This window comes from Roseinatronobacter bogoriensis DSM 18756 (assembly GCF_004366635.1).
Taxonomy (GTDB): domain Bacteria; phylum Pseudomonadota; class Alphaproteobacteria; order Rhodobacterales; family Rhodobacteraceae; genus Roseinatronobacter; species Roseinatronobacter bogoriensis.
On record NZ_SORN01000018.1, the window covers coordinates 1 to 23,503 of the forward strand.

The window sequence follows — 23,503 nt, forward strand, 5'->3', positions numbered from 1 at the left end:
AAGCAGAGGAGGCGTTCTATGCAAACCTGAACACACTCGATATGGTCGCCTGAAATGTGAACAAATCACCCTCCGGTAAACCCGGGGCGGTTCACTCGGTGGATAGGATGGGCCTGCTATCCAACGTTCTCCAGCTGCCACTCGACTACTTTTCGGATCGTTCCGCGCGCCTCGCCACGCTTTGACACCCGATCAAGCCAAGTGCGGAGACGTTGGTCCAGGTGAAAATTATCCTGACATGAGGATCCCAACACCGCGGCGGAGCCGCGCTGCGTCTCTCGAAGGCGGCACGCCAAACTGTCGAGCGTATTCGCGACTGAACTGCGCCGGACTTTCGTAGCCGACACCGAAGGCCATGGATGTGGCGTTGCCTTCGCCGGCGATCAGAAGTGAGCGCGCATGAAGCAACCGCACGTGCTTCTGGTATTGCAGCGGACTGAGTGCGGTAACGGCCTTGAAGTGACGGTGGAATGCGGAAACGCTCAGCGCCGCCATCTCCGCCAAGGTCTCGACGCGCATCGGCTCGGCGAAATTCTCCCTGATCCACTGAATCGCTATGCCGATCCGCGAGAGAGCCGTCTCTGGCGTTGCGATATCCCGAAGCATCCAGCCGAGCGGCCCCTGCAGCACCCGAAACAGGATTGCGCGCTCGTAAGCCGGAGCAAAAGCGGCGATCTCATCCGTGCGTTTCATCAAGCGCAGCATACGCAGCCAGGCATCCAGCAGTTCGGGCGTCACGGACGCGACCGAGAAACCGGGACTGTAGAGTTTGCCTCCAGCAGGTTTGGGTAGGTCCGCCAGCAAGTTAGCAACGATCGCGGGCTCAAGTGTCAGGCTGATGGCAAGATACGGCTCGCCTTCAACAGACGGATGCACAGAGCCAACCGCCGGCAGATTGACCGACATGACGAAATATGTCGCGGGATCGTAGCGAAACGTGCGGTTGCCCACCGACATGGTCTTGGAGCCGGTCAGTATCAGATTTACCATGGGATCGTAGACAGCGGCGAGTTGATGCTCCGGGATCTCGCCCTGCACCATGGCGATGCGCGGAATATCGGCTGCATGGTCGCCGGCCAGTTGTCGGACGAGAACCGCTGGGTTAATGCCCAGAACATCGAAATCGGCGGCGGCTATATCATCTGAGGGAACCCACATGCTAGATCACATCTTTCTGACCGTCGGTGACACCGCACGTTCGATCGCCTTCTACGAAAGAGTGCTCCCAATCCTGGGGATCGCCACTCGCCATGACTATGACGGCGCCGAAGGCCCGACGGGACATCCCGACCTCAAGGGCTTCGGCGCCAACGGCAGGGTCTTCTTCTGGCTACGGCAAGGCACGGCCGCGCCCGGTGCCGTGCATGTTGGTTTCGTCGCAGACTCAGAAGCCATGGTGAACGCCGCCCATGCCCAGGCCTTGGCGGCCGGCGCGACGGAGATCCATGCCCCGGGTCCGCAGCTTCACTACGATCCGCGCTATTACGCGGCGCAGGTCAGGGACCCGGACGGCCACAGCCTCGAATTCGTCTTCAAGTCTTGGCAGCACGGGCGGTGATGCGATGGCCGCAAGGACACCGGGCGCGACCGCACATGCGCTGATTGCAGCACCGGGCCCAGACTCACGACGTTGATGCGAACGCCCGAACCCTTAATCTCGGTCACCCAGCCCCGCACCATCGCGCGCAGCGCCGCCTTGGTGCCGCCGTAGACACTGGCGCCCGGACCTGGCTGGATCGACGATTTCGATCCGACAATGACGATCGCGCTACCCTCCATCATATGTGGCAGCGCCTTCTGGACGGAGACGGTCACGCCTTTCACGTTGCTATCGAATGCGCGGTCGAAATGATCTTCGGTGATTGCGTCGAGCGTCACAATCTCGCCCGCGCCGGCATTGGCGACATGCAGGTCTAGACGACCATGCGGTGTTGTTTGCCACTGAGATTTGACCCGGCATTGTCACCGAGAACTGACCCACCCTGTTGTTATGTTCTACGTGTCATTCTGTCGTCAATGCTGGTGTTTCCCTCCTTTTCTTTTTCGCTGTCTCAGAGCTGGCCTTGAAGCGGTAGCTGTCATTGCCGGTCTCGAGAATATGGCAGCGATGGGTGAGGCGATCGAGCAGCGCGGTGGTCATTTTGGCGTCGCCGAAGACGGTTGCCCATTCGCTGAAGCTCAGGTTGGTGGTGATGATGACGCTGGTGCGCTCGTAGAGCTTGGCTCGAGCAGGTGGAGTGAGGAGGATCAGGAATTGATCTGGGGGATCAAATCCCCGACGAACCAATGCGCCGCCTGATGCACTGAATGGCAAATATCCCAGTTCATCCAGGATCACCAAATCAGTTTTCACCAGCGCCTCTGCGATCTTGCCAGCCTTGCCTTGGGCTTTTTCCTGCTCCAGGGCGTTGACCAGTTCGACGGTCGAGAAGAAGCGCACGCGCTTACGGTGATGCTCGATGGCCTGGATGCCGAAGGCGGTGGCAACATGGCTTTTCCCGGTTCCGGGGCCGCCGATCAGCACCACATTCTCGGCAGCCTCCATGAACTCGCAGCGATGGAGCTGACGCACCAAGGCTTCACGGATTTCGCTGGCGGCAAAGTCGAAGCCGGAGAGGTCCTTGTAGGCCGGAAAGCGGGCGGCCTTCATGTGATAGGCGACGGAACGCACCTCGCGTTCTGCCATTTCGGCTTTGAGCAGCTGTGACAACATTGGCATGGATGCTTCGAAAGCGGGTGATCCCTGTTCAAGCAGATCTTGCACAGCATGCGCCATGCGTCGTGCTGAAAGCACGCCTTCGGCGTGACGCATCTTCAGGCTCCGCAGCATGATGACGATGGCAGCTCCAGCTGGATCATGACGCATGGCGTGTTCCTCCCGTGGTGCGTAGCACGTCGTAGCGCGCGACATTGGCCTCGGGTTCTTTGCTCAGAGAAAGGGCTGGCGGTGGGGTCACATCGGGTCGGTCTGTCGGTATTCCGTCCACCAGCCTGTGAAGCAGGTTCAGCACATGGGTCTTGGTGGGCACGCCAGCCTCCAGTGCCAGGTCCACTGCACACAGCACGGCCTGTTCGTCATGATGCAAAACCAGCGACAAGATATCGACCATCTCTCGGTCTCCGCCTGGCTTACGTAGTATCTTCCCCTGCAATTTGCGGAAGGGTTCCGGCATCTCGACGAATGGCGCGCCATTGCGCAGCGCTCCGGGCTTGCGCTGGATCACTGCCAGATAATGGCGCCAGTCATAGATGACGCGCCCCGGCTGGCGGTGGGATCGTTCAATGATGCGCTCATGCGTGCAGATGACATGGCCTTCTGCCACAACCACCAGACGTTCAGGGTAAATGTGCAGGCTGACAGGGCGGTTTGCGAAACTGGCTGGCACAGAATAGCGGTTCCGATCAAAGGTGATCAGGCAGGTGGGTGGCACGCGCTTTCTCTCTTCGACAAACCCGTCGAACATCGTGGGAAGTGGCATCAGGGTCGGCTTCTCGACCTCCCAGACATCGGCAATGCTGCCAGGCAGTGTGCCATGGGCTGTCTCAGCCCAAAGAAGCTTGCAGCGTTCTTCCAGCCAACCATTCAGCGCTTCAAGGTCCGGGAAGGCTGGCATGAGCTGCCAGAGCCGGTGACGCGCATCACGCACATTCTTCTCGACCTGTCCACTCGCCATTGTTCTTGAACCAATGGCGCACAATGGCTCGTTCCCAACCCGCGGCTGGATTGCAAAACTCGGGATCAAAGACATAGTGGCTGGTCATCGCAAAAACCGCGCATTCACATCGCGCTTCTTGCCAGCCCCAACCCGGTCGACGGCGGTCTTCATATTATCGTAGATGCCGCGTCCCGGCACGCCCTCAAACACCCGGAAGCCATGCCAATGCGCATCGAACAGCATCTCATGTGTCTGCAGCAAATAGGCACGCACCAGAAATGCCCGGCTGTGCGACAGCTTGATATGGGCCACCTGAAGCTTGATGCGCTCACCGCCGACATAGGCCCAGTCCTCGCTCCAGTCGAACTGGAACGCCTCGCCAGGCTGGAACACCAGCGGCACGAAGACCCCGCGATCTGTCGTGCGTTGCGCGCGCTGGCGTTCGCCTTTCCATTCCTGAACGAAGGCCGCAACACGCTCGTAGGAACCGTCATATCCCAACTTCACCAGATCGGCGTGCATCAGCCTCAAAGTCCGGCGCTCTTTGCGTGATTTGCGCTGATCCGAGACAAGCCAGGCTGTCAGCTGCTTGGCAAACGGATCCAGCTTACTCGGACGATCCGGCGTCTGGAACGCAGGTTCAACAATCCCCGCCCGCAGATATTTCTTGATCGTGTTACGCGCGATGCCTGTGCGCCGCGCAATCTCGCGAATGGGCATCTTATCTCGCAGCGCCCATGTCCTGATAACCTTCAAAAATCCCATGTCGATCACTCCGATAATCCCCAGCTGATTCACGCCAGGGAAAAGTTGCACATGGGTCAATTCTCAGTGACAATTTTGGCGGTTGCCGGGTCAAATCTCAGTGACAATCAACATGCTGTGTGGTTCGGGTGGTCTGGGATAGATTTTGTGTGCGTGTGGCTGTTGCCGCTTCGCCACACCTGTAACCTTGCGCCTCTTGCTTCCACAGTGCTTCCACGGATTTTGGGCATGCGAAAGCCCCGCTGTGTGGCGGGGCGCAAGGTATTGTTATTGTTGTTAGATTTGGTTGCGGGGACAGGATTTGAACCTGTGACCTTCAGGTTATGAGCCTAAACTTTAATGATTCCAATAGCTTAGCGAAACCAACAACTTATCCGACAAGCCTTTGATTTCACGAATTCTCCACCCTGATACCGGCTGACATTGGCCTGCATTCACCGTCGCTGTACATCGCAAAATGACATCCGCTCGTTGACATGGCGTTGACATGGAACTCCGTCACCCGGCGTAAACATGATCGCTTCTCCGGAAGAAAATGTCCCGTTATGCATTATAAATATCTGTCAGAAGATCCGGATTTCCACCGGCACCACGGAGTTCCTCCAGCGTTTGCTCTAGCAGCGGCAACCAACGCCTTGCGGTTCTCTCCAATCTCGGCGTCAACCACCTCCGTTCTGACAGATCATCAGCCACACCCTCAACCGCCCTGGCCATTCTATCTGCCAGCTGATCTGTGCCCACAACAACAGAAAGCGAAGACTTCAGCCGCCAGCGCAAAAGGCCAACAAGAAGAAACGGCGCATATTGGAATTTAGTGTATTCAGTTCCAACGCTCTGTCGAAACTCCTTTAGAACCCGGTCCCCCAGCGTTTCGACATCTGCTCGTTCCAATATTGTTGGGCTCAGATCCGAGCGAGAGAGAAGAAACGCAATCGCAGCGGTTTCCTCGCGCCATGACCACCTCTCACTTGGAAAGCGGAGTAGCAATTCGATGGCTCGCCTTTCTTGGTCGGCCAGAGATGCGATCCGCCCAAAGCCTTGACGGATCAGCACCCAAGCATTGCCAGTCGTTGCGAGAGGATGGGATCGCCCCTGCGTGCGAGCAGTCCATGCATCAAGAAGCCACTCTCCCACTTCAGGAGGGCACCGCCGAAACTGCCAAGTAAGAAAACGCAGCGGCGCCGTGTCGGGAGCACGATCGCCGGCAACCATGCCCCGCATCTCGGCCAATGCTCGAACCGTCAGTTCATCGAGTTGGGCCAACACGTCGCCCATAACCTCATGTGGAATTTCACCGTCGCTGGAAATACAATATTGCCCGAAGGGTCTGGAACTCAACTTAGTTGCCAAGCCATCCCAGTCTGGCCTCTTAATTCTCGCGCTCGCATCGAGGAGCGAGATCAGTCCTGGTCCTTGGGCAGAGTCTTCCCAAGCATGCATCCCACAAGGTAGAACTAATCGCTTCGGAATTGTTGGAGGTGGTGTTGCCAGGTTGGCCAGCACTTCCTCCCAAGTCTGATCAAGGATTTCGGCAGCGTCCCAATCTACCGAAAACTGCCTGGCTAAAGTCGGAGCCTGCATCAGTATTTTGGCGCGACCAGCTGCCGGCACCTGCTCGACCCATAGATCGATAGGCGCGGGATCGGGCGAGGGAGAACCAACTTCAACCAGTGCTTTTCTTGGCTGCAGATGTGTTTCTTTATTCAGAAAAACATGGAATTTCTCCTGACCTGCCTGCAGCGCCAGCCTCGCTGGCTTAGGACTTCTGTACAGACTACCGGCAGGTAATGTTTCCGCTTCTCCGATAAGGTCATAGCTTACCGCGCCTTCACTGCCCTGCACGATGGTGGCGATCTGGGGCAAAAAGTCGAGATATACTGTTTCACCTGCCGCGTACCGTTCCGCTGCGATAAGCGCACCCTTCGCTACTGCTGTTGGGGGAAGTGGTATCATTGGCAGCTCAGTGAGCGCTTGCATGGAATGCACGATCTCTTGGTGCACTTTGCCTTCAGTCAGGCTCTCGAAAAGCACCGCATCACAACCACCGAACATTCCGCGAAAATCAGCGTTTAGGTCTAGCCTAGGTGGCCGCAGTTCCTCAGGCGGGTAAAGGATGTCCCAGTCGCCGTTCGCCTTTCGCAGCGGTTCCGGAATCGACTGCAGACCGAACGCAAGTCGACCGATCGCTCGTGCAGAGCGGAAATGATCTGAACGGCTGTCAGGAGCCAATGCAGTGACTTGCGCCAGCGCCTCGCTCACAAGTCGCTCATATCCCAATGCGGATTCAATTTGCACTCCAACCTGGCGCCGCTCGGGTACAAGATGCGCGGTTTTCTCGCGCGTCTCTGCTCTCAAGCGCAGAGTCTGAAACGAAAATCCTTTTTCTACATGTCCAATTATTCCAATCTGGGCACCATCGCGCATCCACGCCTGCAGGTTCCCTTTTTGGATCGCATACAGCACCGATAGGACTGATCGCCAAACCAGTAGGGCCTTCCCCGCGCGTGCAGCGTTCAGGGCAGCGAAAACGCGTTCCTGGAGCTGCTCAGTCGTCGCTGCGGTGTCTGCTATTGCAGCTACGGAATGGCTTGCTCCCTGCGCCAAACCCGTGAATGCAGCAGCAAGAACGCTAGACGGTTTTGTCTCATCCGCGATGAGAGATCGAATACTCTGACGCAGTTGAGGATCACCAAATTTACCCCAACCGCCACCGCGCCCGTGTGGTGCCAAGACCGCTTGCGCACCGCCAATCCAACGTTGCAAGCTACCCTCTCCAGCGAGCACGACATCGGGAAGAACAGCTCCCTCGACGACACGAACAACCCCGATCTCCTCTTCATCGCCCGGCCTTGCGACCCAGTTTCGGGCAACGCCATCCCTCCATCCATTCACGTCATAGCCACAGAGCTTTCGATTTGCCATCTTCGTCACCGCCAGATGTCGCGACGGATAAAATCTCTAAGGGCCCGCATGCCACTTCCAAGAGTTTCACCGGATGCGTCCAGCGCGATAGCGTCAACACGCGCTGATCCAAGTGTCTTCGTCACATGCTCCGCCTCTCCATGGGCCGGTGTAAGTATTAACCCATCGCGCATGACCTCGTAAGATGGGCGCTGCGTTATCTCAAATATCCTACTCACAGCGCCCAACGCGTCATCGTTTATATCGAGACGTCCCATAGCATGCGGTGTCCAGACCGCTACCCGGCGGGGCAAATCTGACCGGGAGGGGTCTGTTATTCTGAGAGAGACGTGGGCCCGAGCAAGTGTCAGGAGAGGACCCGGCGTCTCAGGCCGAGACTGAATTTCCACAACTCTCCCGGTGTCGCGCAGCCAAAACACGGCTAGGGGCCTGTCTTGATCAAACCAGCGTCCAGTGACCGCTTCTTGACGCCAAACTATAGGTGATTGCGCGATGGGCTGTGATTCCTCCAGTTCGTCAATGGCAAGGACGATCGCCAAGACAGCAAAGTCTGTCCAAGTCTGCGCTTGCCATGCCCACAGGTCGTCGAGAATGCGTTCGCGTCTGATGAGGCGCTCCCATGCAAGACGCACGGTGCGATACCCCTTGTCCTGCATGAGAACATAATTCGGAGTGATCCCAGGCTCTGCAACGCCAACGTCGAGCTCTGCTAAATCCCTAGATAAGGCACGGCAGCGGAGCCGAAAGGTGTCCACGAGACGGTATCTGTCGCTGCCCTGGGCGCGACGGTGTTCACGCAGCCATTCGCGGGCAACCAGGGCGGCGACTCGGACGTAGGCGTGGAAAACACGGTTCTCAAGTGTATCGAAGTTCTCATGCCGCACCGTCGACAAGATCCGCTGCGACGGTCCGGCTCGCTCAGCAACGGTGCGTCCGGGTCGACGGCTAAGCCAGAGCATAGAGGCTCGATCAAGCTCTTGAACCCTATCCAAAGGAGTGAGTTCCCGGGTGCGACGCAACACACGACGTATTCGGTGTTCGAGCTCCTTCAGCACCGGGCCGATTTCCCGCGACTGCTTTACGATCTCGGCCATCCTCGGATCAGCCTCGTCTTCTGCCCGCTTCCAAGCAGCCCGAAGCCGCAGCCATAAGTTAACAGGGTCGTCCAAGGCGTCTTCCAGCTCCTGGATACGGGCAAGAACCTCGTTCATCCTCCTGAGCGTCTCGGATGCAAATTCCTCTTCTGGCGTTTTTGGCTCGCGGTTGAGCGGCGGACGAATTGGGAATCCGTGGCGTAGCGGGTTCTGACCCGTGCCCCTTTTTGGATAAGGATGAAGAAGAACCTTACGCACATCTCCTCTAAACTCACCCGACAAAAGTTCGGCATGCTCGAGTTGCCGGGGCACTTCCCGTCCCGCTTCGCTTATCAAACACGCAGCGGGTCCATATGGGATCGCAGGGTCGATCTCTTGGCCAGACCATGGCCGCATCAGCCGACGCATCAGCGTGTCACCCCCTGCCAGACAAACTGTCCAGTGGCCTCAGCTGCCTCTACCGATTGCCTAATTGCATCGCTCAAAGAATCGTCGCCAAGATCAGAGACAAATCTCCTCAGTCGATCAACCTCCTGGGATTTAGCCTCAACCTCAATCCCCCTCAATTTTGGTAGCAAGCGCATTTCGACCTGATCTGCCAACGCACGATTTACGATGTTTGCGACACCCTCTGTAACGGGGTAGCGATCCACATATGCCAGCATCGCGCGCCCAAGGCGGTGACCAAACGGTCTGCCAAGTTCTTTCATCAGATCGACCATATCTGCGATTTTCGCCTGTGCGACGTCCCGCTCCTGCTGGTCGCGTCGTGGCCTTGACCAGCCGGCCCATACGCTCCGCTTCAGCGCTTCTGTAGCGGGACGATCTCCTTGTGCGGCACCTCGCACGATCTGTCTTGGCGCTGCAAAGCGGATGACGTTCGCGCGGTCGACAACCTTATCTGAAAGAGATTGTGTGCTTTCATCTTCATTCATCGTTCCAGCAAAAAGGAGGTTATAGCCTGGGAAGATGCGAGGTATCTGGCCGTCGGGAGTGGGGATCTCAAGCTCGATCTCGGCGTCCTTTCGGCGTGCGCGATCAGTTACTTCAATAGCGGCCGGGCGGCTTTCAAGACGGCTAAGGAAGTCAGAAAAATAGTATTCGACCCGTGCCAGATTCATTTCATCCAGTAAGATCATGAGCATTCGATCCTCAAGCGCACCTTCAGGATTATTTAACTCATCCATCGCCCACAGCGCGCGCGCCATGTCGGTCGGGCGAAAACGTCCCTCGACATAGTTGTAGAACCCCATAAGATCTTGCGGGCTGTCCCAACGAGGCTGCACCGGGACTTGCAGAAACCCTATACCCATGCCTGCTGCATACTGGCGCGGAAGTTGGCTTTTCCCAGTACCCGAGATGCCTGCAAGCACCGCCATCTGGGTGCTTTCGTTGACCTTCATGGCGGTATGGAAGGCGCGAAGCGTACGCTCAGGGTAAGTCAGACCCGTCGCACGGAAATGCAACTGCACCCTATGGAGAGCATCATTTTCCTCAATGATCTCGCTTTCCTTCCAGTCTCTCAGAACGCTGACGACTTGCGGTACAACTTTCAATTCTCGAAGAGGATCGTCTGTCTCGATGCTACTTCCGCCCGCTGTCGCAGTTTTTTGCTCCAAGTGCGCATTGCGTGCTTCCAGAACAGTGCGTGCCTCGCGAAGTCTATCAATGTCGGCCTCGACGCTTCTTTTCTCAACAGCAATCGCGGCCAATTCCGCCTCAACCTTGGTCAAAGCTTCTCTGACGCTCGCGACCGCAGATTGACCAGAGCGCAGTGTTTCTTCAGCTTCGACAACTGCCGACTGGCGGGCGGCAACAACCCCTTCGAGCCGCGAGGCCTCCTTCTCGAGGTCATGCGCCCGCGCCTCGAGCCTATCCACTCGCTCCTGAGCTTCTTCAAGCCGCCGCAGTTCAGATCGAAGGGTTTCGATCTTCCGGGTCAGTTCAGCATGTCGCTCCTGCAGATCGTCAACCTGATCAAGCAGACGCTCCGCGCGGGTCAAGCGTTCTCGAATCTCCTCGTGTTCGGCTTTCGCCGCCGCCAGTTCGGCATCGAAGCGCAGCTTTTCGATCTGCGCTTCCTCGAGCTCCCTTCGGAGAGCCAGCACTTCGTTCCGGCGCTCCTCCATCTGGTTCCACTCGTCCAAGACCTCGTCGCGTTTACGGATCAGCGCATCGACTTCGGCCTGAATGTCCGCGACCACAGCCAGTGCCTCTCGGCGCTTCTGCAAATCATGTTCGAGATCGGCCAATGTTGCTCGTTTTTCAGCAATTCGGGCGAAAATGGCGCGTTCTTCCTCGAGCGGCCCCTGTATAGAGACCGCGTGATCATGTCGTGTGGCCAACCAGAATTGGACGACCGCAAGAAAAGCGAGGATGCCCACGACGATAAGAACAAGAAGGGGGTTTCCAGTCAGCATGCATCAAATCCTTCTTGTCACTTTCAATCTGTTGAGGGCACTGCTGTGACGCCATTAGGGCTCTGCGCCTCACGGAGGCGCTCCTCAGCAAGGCGAACAGCCTCCAGTAGCTCCGCTCGCTGCGCCGAGAGCCTTGAATTATCATCTCGCGCACGCTGGACATCGGCGCGCAGCGCTTCGGCATCAGCTTCCGCTTCCGCGACCTCGTCCCTGCGCGCCCTCAAGGTTTCCGCCAATCTTTCAACACGTGCTGACAGCACCGTAGCGCGCTCTTCGGCTTCTTCGACGACCGAAAGTACCGCTTGGCGGCGCGCAAGCTCTTCGCCCAGCGCTGCAAGCTCATTCTCTGCTCGAGTTCTGGCCGTTATAGCTGCATCCCTCTCCGAGAGAGTGGCTTCCAAGGCTTGGCGCGCTTCCGCAAGGGCGTCATTCGATGATGCCCGGCGTGCCTCTGCCTGATCGATCAGCTCTTGAAGTGTGGCTAAGCGTGATGCGGCTTCCCCCTCGGCGGCTTCTCTGGTCCCTACCCGTTCCGCCAAGCTGAAAAGGCGTTCACGTAGAGATTGCAAGTCGCTATTGGCAGCCTCCACTTCTATATCCAATGACGCCCTGTTTGCCCTTAGCCGCTCGACTTCACTGTTCAGAGCATCACGTTGGCCGGTCAACTCCGCGATCTGTTCTTGTGCTGCTTCGATCTGCGCGAGCACTGCTCTTTGGCGTTCGATATCACCTTCAATTTGGGCACGCTCAGCCGACGCGCTATCACGAGCTGCAAGTGCCGAAGCCCTGTCTGACAATGCCCGCTCCAACAATTGTCGGGTCTCTGCCAAGGTCGTCTCGGCCTGAGTACGTGTATCCTCTGCTGCCTGCCGTGCGGCCTCGGACTGACGTAGCCGCCCAGCAACCAACTCTTCTTCTCGGCGCAACTCGCCCAAGGTTCGAGAAAGCGCATCTACTTCTGCTCGTAGCGATCCGAGCTGGCCTTCAGCTAGACCACGGTCGCGTGCGGCGGCATCCCGTGCAGCAGTCTCCGCCGCCAACTGCGCCTGCAATTCCTCGAGCCGGGACTGGGCATCCGATACTCTGCTTTCAATGGACACCGCAGCCGCTTGCTGGGTTTCGATCCGTTGCCGAAGATCTGCTTCTGCCAATCGAAGCTGTTCGACTTCCTGACGCAGCGCCTGCAATCCAACAATCTGCGCGCGGAGCGTCTCGACCCGCGCCGTCTCAGCTTCGCGTTGGCCCTCCAGCTCTTCAACTGCATCAGAAAGCGTTGTTCTTTCCGCCCTCAAGCCAGAAACTGCCTGCTCAAGTTCAGCTCTTCGGCGATCCATCTCTGCTAGCAGCCGGTCAATTTCCTCACGCTGCGCGGTCAATGCCCGGATCCGCTCCCGCTCCCGCTCCCCGGTCGCTATGGCTTCTCGAGCCGAGCTTTCCTGTTCACGCAAACGATCCAAGGCGGCTTGTGCTGCATCGCGAGCGGCGAGTGCAGCGGTTTCAGCTCCCCGCGCTTCGTCGCGGCTCTGAATAGCCTGCCGAAGCTCATCGCGAGCTGCCTGCAAATTGGTGTCAAAGCGCGAAATTTCCTCCCCAAGCTGATCACGGCTCTGACGAAGACGTTCACGCTCCTCAGTGAAATAACCGATATCGCGTTCAATCTGCCCATAGCGATCACTGAGATCATGCACCTGGAACACCAGCACGCCCATGCCAACAAGACCCAGCGCAGCAAGCCCCCCGGCAAGATAGCTGAACGTGCGAGATCTACGAAAGGTCTCTTTCGATGAGGTCAAGGCAACCCTCCATATCCTTTGAAAGTTCGTCTACCCAGAACCGTCTTACGCGCCAGCCCATGGATTTTAATTGATGATCACGCCAGTGATCCGCCATTTTCCTGCGGCCATCGGAATCCTGATGCCAATGTCGGCCGTCGATCTCGAGATCAAGTTTCACACCTGTTTTCCCGAAGAGAGCGAAATCCAACCTTCGACCGGCGATTTCGAATTGAGGTTCTGGATCAAGGCCCCTGTGCTTCAAAGCGTAAAAGACCTTGCGCTCCCATTCGCTATCAAACACGCCTTCCCCAGACCGCCGGCGTGGTTCGGTCGCAACGGCTGCAAGGCGAGCTAAAGCGCGAACCTTGGCAGATCGAGCGTAATCAAGATCGCCAAACACATGTGCAACGGCGCGCGCACGTGAAATCGCTACATTCAGTCGGCGCAAATCTTTTTGAACGAAGGTCACAGCAGAGATCGCGCTGGAGGTCGAAAGGCACGGAGAAAAAAGGATCACATCCCTTTCCTGCCCTTGGAAGCCATCCACAGTAGCGACGCGAAGCTCTGCACCCTCAAGCTTTTGTGCCGGGACACGTGCTTTCACAGTTTCTTCGATGGCCTGGACCTGCGGGCGGAACGGAGAAATAACCCCGATAGTGCCGTCGTAGCCCTGCTCCACTAAAAGCAGATGGACGTGATTGGCGATTGCCTCAGCCTCTGCAGTGTTTACGTTTCCCCGCGGCGTTGCAGCCGGTCCAGGCACGTGCGTCCATGCTATTCCTGCCTTCTGACCTTTTGGTGACCGGATAGTCTTCGGGTCGTAGGAGGTAGTCAGCTGTCCACTATAAAAAGTATCGCTTATATAATCGACGATTGGTCCTGCTGACCGGTACTGATGCCGCAACAATACGCGAGGTGCGCCAGGGACACGCTTGGCGAAATCAAATAGGGATTGTCGACTTTGGGCGAACCGTCCCATCCCCGAGGTTGGAAGGCCCTGCGCCTTCATCAAGTTCCTATCTTGAGCTAGGCCCAGCTGTGGAATGAAGCTAAGCTGCCGGTCATCGCCGACTACTACGGCTCGCTTTGCTCTGGCAAAAAGAGGCAAAGCTGATGCAATATCACATTGGCTGGCTTCGTCGAAAATGACCAGATCGAAGAGCCCCTCCTCTAATGGGATTCGTTTTGGGGCTCCAAGTACCGACGCCAACCAGAGTGGCCGATGTGTCACCACCGCATTTGTGAGCTCGGAGGGCAGATTACGTTCACCGTGAAACTGGAAATCGGCACGAGACGCCTCCAGCACTTGGCGTTCACTTTCGAGCAATACAGCTACATTCGATAGGACCGCAGGCAGTAAAGTTGACGCGATGTCAGCGATATCGTCGGTAAGGGTGACTGGGTCACCTTCGGGGGAAAGAGCGTCGCGAGCGCTCCTCAAGCTGACAAGCCTAGCCCTCAAAGCTGAAAGGGGAGCACCTTCCGGTAGTACATCCCCGTCAGACGAGGCGTGGATGCTTGACGTTCTCCCAAATAACGCTGCGACTGCGCGCCAGAACCTCGCTAGAATGCTCGTCTCTGCGTGCTGCGGTTCGACTGGACGCTCATCATCAGCAGCAAAGCGTTCGCGAGCACCTATTCGTTCAACCAACTCAGCGATTTCGCATTCTAACTCCGCGCGCCGTCGAATGGTATCGAGCGCGCGCCGCCGGTCTGCGGACAGCGTTGCCAGCCGTCCCATCAACTCCGGATCAGCTGGTCGAGGGCGCAATCCCGTCTCATTCAGCAAGTCGGCAAGCACCTGTTCCACAGACCGGTCGACCTCCCGTTGAGGGTCAAGCGTCCTGACAAGAAATGGCAGGTCGGATGCCAACCCACCCAGGCGGTCCTCGACGGCATCGAGGGCTTGATGGTTCTTGGAAGCGACCAGCACCCGCCCTCCCTTCATAAGAACCGAAGCTGCCATCGAAACGATAGCCTGACTTTTTCCAGTGCCTGGGGGCCCCGTGACGACAGTGAGCGGCGCATTGCTCGCATAACGCACGGCTTCTATTTGCTCTCCGTTAAGGGGGCCCACATTTATGTCGTGGATCACCTTTGGTTCAATGTCGTGGGGTAATGACAGAACAGGGGCAAGTGCGGTTTTGCGCAGTGCTTCAGCAGGCCATGACGCTATCGCATCCAAATCACGAACCGCACCCGCCGTGAACGTCGACTCAGTTGGCAGAAACAACGCTGCAATATCATAGATGGCTGTAGAGGTCAGGTCGACTTGTGAATCAAGCTGCACACCAGTGATCTTACCGCGCAGTTGGCGGGCTGCCGCCTCTCGGAGCCGAGACACAAAATCATCCGCGCGCAACCCAATGCCGTCTGACGGCAGAAAAATCTCTTTCAGCTCGGTCCTTTGCCATCCCGCAGTTCTGGCTGCACCGTCGAGCCAATCGGGATTGACCAAAACGTCATCGGCTTCGATAACCAGACGCAGCGACGTCTCAGTACGTGACCACTCTGCCGACAAAAGACCAACTGGCCAGATAGCCGGTACCCCCGACTTGCGTCCCACCATCACTGGCCAGCCGACCGCGAGAGTCATCTCATTCGCTTCCCGGCGAAGGAGTGCCTGCCTGAAATCCGCTGGTAGTGAGTCTAGTGAGAACGTGATTATCCGCCGCGTCTCCTCATTGGGTGCAATCGGACCGATGCCTGTAGCAAGAATCCATTGGCTGCCGTGACGGTCCGGAGTCTGTGTTATGGCACCCCTTGGATCGGAACGTAGCGCCGAGCGCCAGTAGCGCAAAAGCGCATTTGGATCGATCAACGATTGCGCAATGTCATCCACTTCCTCAGATTCGGCCTGTTTGAGCTCTGCGCCAATGGCACAGGGGACAGCATAGAGGAGTTCTTGAGCAGGCCTTGTCGCGGTTGAGTTGGTATTGTCAGAGGTGCGGTTTTCACTTGGCTTGGGTGCAGCGATAGGCTTCCAACGACCGTTGCGCTCCAAGCGCACCACTCCGGACGCTGCCAGTGCCTCCAGTTCCGACACGATCGATTGTTTTTCCACTGCATCAAAGGATGCACCAAGAAGCACAAGAAGTTCCTCTGTCGTCCGGCCTCGCGGGAAGGCTTCAATGGTTCTTTGGACAATCGACATACGCCTAGCGCATTTCCTCTAATTTCTCTTCAAGCATCAAAAGTACGCACCATAAAACTACAGTGCTCGACGCATCATATGTCGGCGCAGCGGTTATCAGGCTCTGCCTTAAACATTGTCGGATACAGCGATGAGAAACAAGGACTTATCTATTGCACTCAATGCACCTTCTTCACGGCAACACACAAATCCCATCATTCTGCCGCCCCGCCACCAAGTCCCGTAACGTCGCCGGTTCGATTACCTCGACCGCATCACCCCACTGGTAGAGATGCCAGGCCATCTCGACGAGACCGCTGGCCTCAAAGGCAACGATCAGTCCGCCATCATCCTGCTCGACCATTTCCTGTCGGGGGTGGAACACGAATTCGCGTGCGGTGGCTGCTGCGGCCGGGGCGAAGCGCCAGACGACGCGGGTGAATTCTACATCCGAATGGAAAGACCCGAAGGACTGCGCCGCATAGGCGTCAAGGTCGAAATCCTTTTCCTTCTTGAACCAGATCATGGTCATTTCGACCTTTGCAATGCGGTCCAGGCGGAACCGTCGGAAGCCGTCACCCTTTGCGGGATCGCGCGCGATCAGGTAGTGACGTGTCCCAAGGAGCAGCCCATAGGGCTCGACAATGCGCTTTTTCGGCTCTGCATCCTGCGCGCCCCGATACGACATGATCAGCTGAAACTGCCCCTTCAGCGCGGCGGTGAGGATGCTCATATGGACCGGGCATGTCTTGACCCTTGGGCCAGGGCGACAGGCATAGCCTTTTACCTCCAGCATCGCCTCTGCATTCGCCTCAGTCCGCCGCGCCTCGGTTGTGGGCAGTTTCGCCACCAGCCTGTCGCGGACGGCCTGCAGAGAGGCGGCCTCTGAAGGTGCACCTTCCCTTTCTGCACGCCGGATCGCCATTTCAAGCGCTGCCAGCTCATGCTCGAAGATCCCCTGCATCCCCAGCCTGTTGGTTTCGCGCAGCGTCCACCGGCGACGGCGCTCGCTGTCAGTGGTATGTTTCAGGCTCGGATAAAGTTCCTTCAGCGCAAAAACCATGCGCTGGGCCGTCCGTTCGTTCACGCTGAACTCTGTTGCGATCTCCTTCACTGTGATACCATGAAAGCGCGACGCCGCAATATGCGCGAGCTTCAGCAGATCCTGTGCCTTCTGAAATGACATGGCCGTTTCTATCCTCGACAGTTTATGACGTAGCCCCTCGCCTATACTCAACCTGAGGATGATTCTTCTCCAGGTTGTGACGCAGGCAGGGCATTTTTCGGGCAGCATCTCTGGCCCCAGACCCCGCAAGTCTCTGTATCAGAACCGGCCTGCAGAAAGGTTATTCCTCACACCACCTATGTCACGCGGCCCGCCACATGCGCATCCCGGCTGGCCGCACTCATCCTGAGGAAGAACTGGAGTCAGAATGGCATTACCACCAAGAGCATTTTTCACAGTACACGAAGCAGCCTCGCGCTGGGGTTGCATGATCGCCGATATCGCGGGCTGGGCGACCGAAGGCAAGCTCAACATTATCACCGGCATTCCCCTTGCCGTCTGCGAGACCGAGAAAGTGGCCGGGTTGATCACCATTTCGCCGATGGACATGCTGCCCCTCTTCCGACGTGATGGCACAGGGCCAGGTTCGGTCCGGCTGCAGCGGATCAAGCCCGAAGCCAGAGAAGACTGGCTTTTTGTGACCGAGCCGGATGACGGGGTCGAAGTGTCGATCGCTGATCTGCTGATCAGCGGCCCGGATGTTCTGCGCTTTGAGGACGAGTACGATCTGTTGCGCCGCATCGGCGGCGGCGCGGGCGCGCTCTCGCCCTATGACTGGGAAGGTATGTATGTGGCCATGATCCAGCGTATTCATGAACACGGCCTGCCTGCAACGCAGGCGGATCTGATCGCAGAGTTGCAGGAATGGTTCGCCACTGTCTCCGAGACCGGCGAGGTTCCGGATGAAAGCACCATCCGCCGCCGCTTGCGCCCGTTCTGGCGTGCCCTGCGCCGCGAGACCTGACGCCCCGGACCCTGTCAGGCGCGCCTGGCATCCGCGTCATGCACGATCTTTGGCCGTGGCCGGAACTGACCGGCCACAGCATTCACCCCGGCGCGCAGGGGCGAGTCCATCAGATGCGCATAGCGCAGGGTCGTCTGTATCTGGCTGTGACCCAGCAGCTTGCCGATCATCTCGAGCGACGCCCCGCGGCTGACCAGCAGCGACGCGAATGTGTGGCGCAGATCATGGATGCGTACATCGGGCAGGTTTGCCTCGCGCTGCACGATCATCCAGAACCGGCGGATTTCCTTCACGGGCTGGCCCGGCACATCGCCGGGGAACAGCCAGGGGTTGCCTTTGGGCACGACCACCCCGCGCTGACGCACGATGGCGGCGACTTCAGCCGAAATTGGCACTCGATGGATTTTGCGCTGCTTGGTGGTGCTCGCAGGCTTTGACCAGATGCCCAGCTCGAGATTGAACTGCTCAAACCGCGCCTGGCGCACCTCTCCCACGCGGGCACCTGTCAGCATGCAAATCCGGATGATGCCAGCCGCGCGCTGATCTTCAGCCGCGTCCAGCACCTCGGCCAGCCTGCCGATCTCCTCCTGCGACAGGAACCGCTCACGCGCGGTCTCGACGCGTTTTTTGAACCCGGCCGCCGGATTGTCACTGCGCCAGCCCCACTGGATAGCGAGGTTGAACATCTTACGCAGCACCTCGCCGATCCGATTTGCACGAACGGGCGTGGGCTTCTTCCCTGCCAGTTTGCGTGCGCGATTGTTGGGCGTGGCCTTCGAGGGACGCGCCCTGCCCTGCGCAATGAGGTTCAGGAGCTTCGTTACGTCCTGCGGGGTGATGTCTGCCACCAGCTTGTTGCCCCAATGGGGAGCAACCAGCTTGGTCAGGAACGAACGATGGTCAGACGCGCTCAAAGGGGCCAGTGTCGACGCATGTTCGACAAGATAACGATCGATCATGTCATTGAACCGGGGCGCCTCGCGCAACGCGCCGCGCTCATCCAGCGGGTCGGAGCCTTCATCGATCTGTCGCCGCAGCTCGCGCGCCCGCTCGCGGGCCGCTGTGACGGTCCATTCCGGCCAACGCCCGATGGCCATGCGGCGCTGGCGTCCAGCGAAACGGTAATCCAGCACAAAGGACCGCTCGCCCGAGCGCATGACGCGGATGGAAAGCCCGCGGATTTCCGTGTCGAACACCTGGTAATCCCGATCCTCTTCGGGGATCTGCTCACGCACCGTTTTGTCGTTCAATCGCAATCGCTTGACCATGGTTACACCTCCTGCTGCGCATGACACAGGCGTAGATGCGCAGTTATATCAAGCGAAGCATGCGCTGTGGGGTGGCGCACAGGCGGTGACCGGCAGTGAAGCGCGGGATCGCTGCCGGTCCCTGAATTGATTGGGAAAATGGGGCCACGCACAGATTACGGCGCGGCACCCCGCCAGAGAATCAATGCCCGGAATGCGTGCACCCGCTCTACAGGATGCCGTGCGCTTGCCCAATGAGCATCGAAATCCGCCCAAAAATCTGTAAATTTCATTTGAAATCAATGACCGGCAAGGCTTCGGACCCCTTGCCGGTTGGCCCAATGCGTGTGGATACCTGCCAAAGCCCGCGAAACACAGGCGAAATCCTGTAAATCGGCGACACAACAGCGCCTCAGGCCCTGTGCAGCATCGTCCACCCCGCTGCTTCGGCATCGCGCCTGATCGGCACTGCCGCGCTCATCCCCCGGAAAACTCAACAATATCAATGACCGGCAAGGCTTGAGTGCATCACTGCCGGTCACTGCCTTCCCGCCACCCTTTCGGCCCTGCGCATCTGAAGTCCTGAACCCCGTCCATCCCGGGCGATGACCAGGAGAGACCCGATGACAGATACTGAAATGACCACCAGACCCAGCAAGCCGCGCCTGCTGAGCGGCTGGATCAGCCGGCTCGATCTTGCACTCGAACTCGGCCTGACCGTCGAAACGCTGCATCGCTGGGAGAAGCTGCGCTTCGGCCCACCCTGCGTGCGCGCCGGGCGCAAAATCTATTACCGCCGCGATGCAGTGCAGAACTGGCTGCTGGAGCAGGAACAGGAGCGCAACGCCACGGTAAGACACGCGGCGCCCCGGCGTGCGGGAGGTCGCCGATGACCATCCCCCTGCCCTACCGCAAACACCGCCAGCGCGAACAGGCGCGTCAGGACTGGATAGAGGAGCGGCGGCGCGAGGCGCGCATGGTCGTGGCCGATGTGTTGAACCACTCCGATCACTTGCTGCGGCTCGCCTGCAATGTGCTCGCCCTGCATGGCGAGACCGAAGAAGAGCGTAAGGATGCACGGATCCTGCTCGTCGTGCTGGACGCAAGATTGCCCACGCGGGCTGGGCGTGATCGATCGGACCGGGAGGATCGGCCATGAAGCGGCGCGGTACACCTGAGGCCGATCTGCAGCGCGCGGTCGTACAAGCCCTGCGCTTTGCCCTGCCCCGTACGGCCATCATCCACCACTGCGCCAATGAGGTGACCGAGCCCGGCCCGCGTGGGGCGAAGCGCCAGGCGATCCTCGTCGGCATGGGCGTCCATCCCGGCTTTGCCGATCTCATGGTGCTCTGCGACGGGCGCGTGCTGTTTCTGGAGCTGAAATCCCTCAAGGGCAGGCTCAGCCCGGATCAGGAGGCGTTTCGCGACGCGGTACAAGCGCAGGGGCACGGCTGGGTGCTGGTGCGCAGCCTCGATGACGCGCTGGGCGCGCTGGCGGACCATGGGTTCACCACCCGCGTGGCGGCCCCGGCTCGGAGGCCCGTGCCATGAGCCATGAGGCCACCAACTGGGCGATCAAGCAGCGCGGGCTGAAACCGACGACGAAGATCGTACTCTGGCATCTCTGCGACCGGTTCAACCCGGATTACGGCTGCTTCCCCTCGCAGGAGCGGCTGGCGCATGATTGCGAGATCAGCCGCTCGACGCTGAACGAGCATATCGGGCAACTGGAAGCGGCAGGTCTCCTGCGCAGGGTGCCGCGCATTCATCCCATCACCAAACGCCAGATGCCGACCCGCTACATTCTGGGGTTTGAACCGGGCTTCACACCGCATGCGCCAGACCCGTGTCCGGAAACCGGACATGGACATGCAGATGATGCCGCAGGCGTCGCAGATATCGGGCCTTTCGACTATGAGCCACCGCATATGGCTGAGCCGTGTCTGAATTCCGGACACGGGTGTGCGGCCCGACCCGTGTCCGATTTTCCGGCTGACCCGTGTCCGGAAAATGCCGAAAGCCGTGTCCGGAATCCGGACACTAACCCTGTAAGGGAACCTCTAAGTAAACCAGTAAAGGAGGAGGAGGACGCGCGAGCGCGCGAAGCCATTTCTGATGATTTTTTCGAGGAGCTGCTCAAGGCGCTGGGCATCGCTCCCACCGCCCTGCCCGGCTGGTGGCAAGGCTGGCCACCGCGCGAGCATGTCCGTCGCTGGCGCGACGATCTGGGGCTCGACGAGGCTGCAATCATCGAAGTTGCTGAGGAATCGCGGCGAACCCATCCAGAACCGCCAGATGGCCCCAAGGCGCTCGACCGCGCCATGCAAAGGGCTTCGCAGCGCCTGAAACAGACCGGAGCACCGATTGCGAAGAACGGGCCAGCGAACTGCGCAGGCCATTCCCGGCAAAGAAACCGCAGTCCCGGCCCCATGCCCAGCGCCGACGAAAAGGCGGCATTCTATGCCGATCTGGTCAATTCTAACCGGTTCCTGCCCGCGAACACGATCAGCAACAGCATCCGCGATGCGATGCTGGAACGGGGTCTGGTCACAGTCGAGCGGCTGCGCGAGCGCGGGGTGCGATGAATGGCATGGTGTTTCGTCCCCGGCACGGCCTCTCCCTCTGCGCAGGCGGCGGTGGCCTCGATATGGGCCTCATGCTCGCCGAGCCCGGATATCACACACGCTGCTTCGTCGAATGGGAGGATTGGCCCCGCGCTGTCCTCATCGCCGCGCAACGCGCAGGGTATTTCGCACCTGCGCCGATCTGGACGGACCTTCGGACCTTCGACGCCCGCCCCTTCTGCGGGGCCTTCGACATCGTCCTCGCCGGATATCCCTGCCAGCCCTTCAGCGCGGCCGGAAAACGCGGCGGCGCCGATGATCCCCGCCACCTCTGGCCCGATGTCGCCCGCGTCATCGGGGAATGCCGCCCCGAATGGATCTTTCTCGAAAACGTCGCCGGGCACGTCACCCTCGGGCTTGAAACCGTCCTGCGAGAGCTTTGGGGCATGGGCTACACGCCTGCGGCGGGTCTGTTCAGCGCGGCAGAAGTCGGTGCGCCGCACCAGCGGCTCCGGATCTTCATCCTGGCCCACACCGATGAGCCTGCATCCGGGCACGGATCGCTACAACCCGGCCGGGAACAGCGACTTTACCCGGAAGGCCGAGGCGCTGGCGCTGGGCATCACCAGCTGGTCGACGCCGAAGGCCACGGATGGCGCGAAGGGCGGTCCGGGCCAGAGCTATGGATCAGGCGGGACACCCCCCCTGCCTGCGCAAGCGGCGCAATGGCCGACCCCGGCGGCGCAGAACTGGAAGGGCAGCAGCGAGGCCAGTGTGACGCGGGCGGATGGCAAATCCCGCATGGACATCCTGCATTACCGGGCAGAACAGGGCTTCACCCGCCCGGACCCGGCGATCACGATGCATGGCGTAGGGTCCTCGCCGCACGCCCCGATCTCGCGCCGGCTCTGGGCTTCGATGACTGCCTCGCATGGGCGCGTCGTCTCGCGGCGGATCCTGAAGGGTCGGTCGCGGCGGCGGCTGAACCCGCTCTTCGTCGGATGGCTGATGGGCTGGCCCATCGGGCACGCGCTCTGCGCCTGCTCGGCAACGGAGTTCACCCTCTGGCATCAGCATATGCGTGGCGCTCTCTCGCAGCTGCCCATGGCCTCGGGCCCGTGGATCTGGCGGTCGACAGATCAGGCCCAGCGCCCTGCGCAGATGGATTTCCTTGAAAGGTTGAAGCCATGAGTTTCCACAGCAAGATCACCCGCAAAGGCGGCGGACGCGTCAAACGCGCGCTGGGCGTGCAGGCGGCGTTGGAATGGGCGTTTCGGGTTGAGAAGGCGCAGCTGGAACTGCCGCCACCATCGGATATCGAGGAAGAGGGCTTCGGCTTCGGCCTGGAATATGTCCTGCTGCAACGCGCTGCATTGGGCTGCAAGGTCGATGGCGGGCAGCACAAGATTGGCGGCTATGTCCATGAGGATGCGGAGGTGATCGCTGCGACCGTCGCAGGCCTGCCCGACAATCTTGGCGGCAAGCGCATGGCGATCCGCGTGGCCGAACTGGCGCGCGCCGGCTTGACGCCGGACTGGATGCCGGGTGCCGTTCCGCGCTGCGTGCCGGTCGATATCAAGCGTAACCGGCATGGGGATCGCGCCACCAGCGAGGTCGTTGGCACCGAGCGCGTCCTGATCAAGGGCAAATGGCGCAGTGTCGAAGTGCGCGCCTGTCCGGTTCGGTTCTCACCGGATCAGCGGCAGATCAACAGCGCGCGGCAAGCCTATGAGGATTGGTGGCAGGCGCTGGGCTGGGTGCGGGATGGGCTGATCGCAGGTGGGATGCTGCGCGAGGTCGAGCTGACAGACATGCTGCCAAGGAAGAGGCCATGGGAGCCGCGGTGAGCGTAGGCGATTTGGACAGATAGTGATCTACGAATGATCTGCACGTACCA

General features: G+C 59.3%; 17 protein-coding genes and 3 pseudogenes. 9 read left to right on the forward strand and 11 right to left on the reverse strand.

The features are described 5' to 3' along the window. Window positions 1–228 precede the first annotated feature (228 nt). A complete protein-coding gene (locus EV660_RS18250) occupies window positions 229–1,158 on the reverse strand; it encodes an AraC family transcriptional regulator (RefSeq protein WP_084634670.1) in 930 nt (309 codons plus the stop codon). On the opposite strand from EV660_RS18250, the gene EV660_RS18255 reads away from it, so the two are divergent. After that, window positions 1,157–1,558 carry a VOC family protein gene (locus EV660_RS18255; RefSeq protein WP_071479619.1) on the forward strand — a complete coding sequence of 134 codons (402 nt, stop codon included), beginning with the start codon at window positions 1,157–1,159 and terminating at the stop codon, window positions 1,556–1,558. The two genes, EV660_RS18250 and EV660_RS18255, sit on opposite strands and share 2 nt — an antisense overlap. On the opposite strand, the pseudogene EV660_RS19150 reads toward EV660_RS18255, so the two are convergent. From EV660_RS19150 to EV660_RS18300, 9 genes and pseudogenes are all read right to left on the reverse strand, one after another. Then, window positions 1,483–1,914 (reverse strand): annotated as a pseudogene (locus EV660_RS19150) (SDR family oxidoreductase); the annotation flags it as partial. The gene EV660_RS18255 and the pseudogene EV660_RS19150 sit on opposite strands and share 76 nt — an antisense overlap. An 88-nt stretch (window positions 1,915–2,002) precedes the next feature. Next, window positions 2,003–2,866: an IS21-like element helper ATPase IstB gene (istB, locus tag EV660_RS18265; RefSeq protein WP_071479617.1), complete on the reverse strand. Its 864-nt coding sequence runs from the start codon at window positions 2,864–2,866 to the stop codon at window positions 2,003–2,005. After that, window positions 2,856–4,421: pseudogene (istA, locus tag EV660_RS18270) on the reverse strand (IS21 family transposase). The gene istB and the pseudogene istA overlap by 11 nt, the downstream one beginning before the upstream one ends. Before the next feature lie 543 nt (window positions 4,422–4,964). Next, window positions 4,965–7,343: a hypothetical protein gene (locus EV660_RS18275; RefSeq protein WP_071479615.1), complete on the reverse strand. Its 2,379-nt coding sequence runs from the start codon at window positions 7,341–7,343 to the stop codon at window positions 4,965–4,967. Between the two features lie 5 nt (window positions 7,344–7,348). Further along, on the reverse strand, window positions 7,349–8,554 hold the full coding sequence (locus tag EV660_RS18280; protein WP_246028983.1) for a hypothetical protein: 1,206 nt from the start codon (window positions 8,552–8,554) through the stop codon (window positions 7,349–7,351). A 290-nt stretch (window positions 8,555–8,844) separates the two neighbouring features. Further along, complete coding sequence (locus tag EV660_RS18285) at window positions 8,845–10,857, reverse strand: McrB family protein (protein WP_071479613.1); 2,013 nt, start codon at window positions 10,855–10,857, stop codon at window positions 8,845–8,847. 23 nt (window positions 10,858–10,880) lie between these two features. Next, on the reverse strand, window positions 10,881–12,650 hold the full coding sequence (locus EV660_RS18290; RefSeq protein ID WP_134014129.1) for a coiled-coil domain-containing protein: 1,770 nt from the start codon (window positions 12,648–12,650) through the stop codon (window positions 10,881–10,883). Continuing rightward, on the reverse strand, window positions 12,622–15,786 hold the full coding sequence (locus EV660_RS18295) for an AAA domain-containing protein (RefSeq protein WP_071479611.1): 3,165 nt from the start codon (window positions 15,784–15,786) through the stop codon (window positions 12,622–12,624). Before EV660_RS18295 ends, EV660_RS18290 begins: the two co-directional genes overlap by 29 nt. 172 nt (window positions 15,787–15,958) lie before the next feature. After that, a complete protein-coding gene (locus tag EV660_RS18300) occupies window positions 15,959–16,951 on the reverse strand; it encodes a helix-turn-helix transcriptional regulator (RefSeq protein ID WP_071479610.1) in 993 nt (330 codons plus the stop codon). A 247-nt stretch (window positions 16,952–17,198) separates the two neighbouring features. On the opposite strand from EV660_RS18300, the gene EV660_RS18305 reads away from it, so the two are divergent. Further along, a complete protein-coding gene (locus EV660_RS18305; protein ID WP_071479609.1) occupies window positions 17,199–17,795 on the forward strand; it encodes a hypothetical protein in 597 nt (198 codons plus the stop codon). A gap of 14 nt (window positions 17,796–17,809) precedes the next feature. Here the strand turns inward: EV660_RS18305 and EV660_RS18310 are convergent, their stop codons facing one another. Next, window positions 17,810–19,063 (reverse strand): tyrosine-type recombinase/integrase, encoded by a 1,254-nt coding sequence (locus EV660_RS18310; protein WP_071479608.1) that lies wholly within the window; start codon window positions 19,061–19,063, stop codon window positions 17,810–17,812. Between the two features lie 602 nt (window positions 19,064–19,665). Here EV660_RS18310 and EV660_RS18315 point away from each other — a divergent pair. From EV660_RS18315 to EV660_RS18340, 7 genes and pseudogenes are all read left to right on the forward strand, one after another. Continuing rightward, window positions 19,666–19,935, forward strand: coding sequence for a helix-turn-helix transcriptional regulator (locus tag EV660_RS18315; protein ID WP_071479607.1), 270 nt, complete (start codon window positions 19,666–19,668; stop codon window positions 19,933–19,935). Continuing rightward, the gene (locus tag EV660_RS18320) at window positions 19,932–20,201 is read left to right on the forward strand and encodes a hypothetical protein (RefSeq protein ID WP_071479606.1); all 270 of its coding nucleotides are present in this window, start codon (window positions 19,932–19,934) and stop codon (window positions 20,199–20,201) included. The genes EV660_RS18315 and EV660_RS18320 overlap by 4 nt, the downstream gene beginning before the upstream one ends. Next, window positions 20,198–20,593, forward strand: coding sequence for a VRR-NUC domain-containing protein (locus EV660_RS18325; protein ID WP_071479605.1), 396 nt, complete (start codon window positions 20,198–20,200; stop codon window positions 20,591–20,593). Before EV660_RS18320 ends, EV660_RS18325 begins: the two co-directional genes overlap by 4 nt. Then, complete coding sequence (locus tag EV660_RS18330) at window positions 20,590–21,627, forward strand: helix-turn-helix domain-containing protein (RefSeq protein ID WP_071479604.1); 1,038 nt, start codon at window positions 20,590–20,592, stop codon at window positions 21,625–21,627. Before EV660_RS18325 ends, EV660_RS18330 begins: the two co-directional genes overlap by 4 nt. A 71-nt stretch (window positions 21,628–21,698) precedes the next feature. Next, window positions 21,699–22,088 (forward strand): annotated as a pseudogene (locus tag EV660_RS19155) (DNA cytosine methyltransferase); the annotation flags it as partial. A 55-nt stretch (window positions 22,089–22,143) separates the two neighbouring features. Continuing rightward, window positions 22,144–22,797: a DNA methyltransferase gene (locus tag EV660_RS18990; protein ID WP_071479603.1), complete on the forward strand. Its 654-nt coding sequence runs from the start codon at window positions 22,144–22,146 to the stop codon at window positions 22,795–22,797. After that, window positions 22,794–23,453, forward strand: a complete 660-nt coding sequence (locus tag EV660_RS18340; protein ID WP_071479602.1) for a hypothetical protein — start codon at window positions 22,794–22,796, stop codon at window positions 23,451–23,453. Before EV660_RS18990 ends, EV660_RS18340 begins: the two co-directional genes overlap by 4 nt. Window positions 23,454–23,503 lie beyond the last annotated feature (50 nt).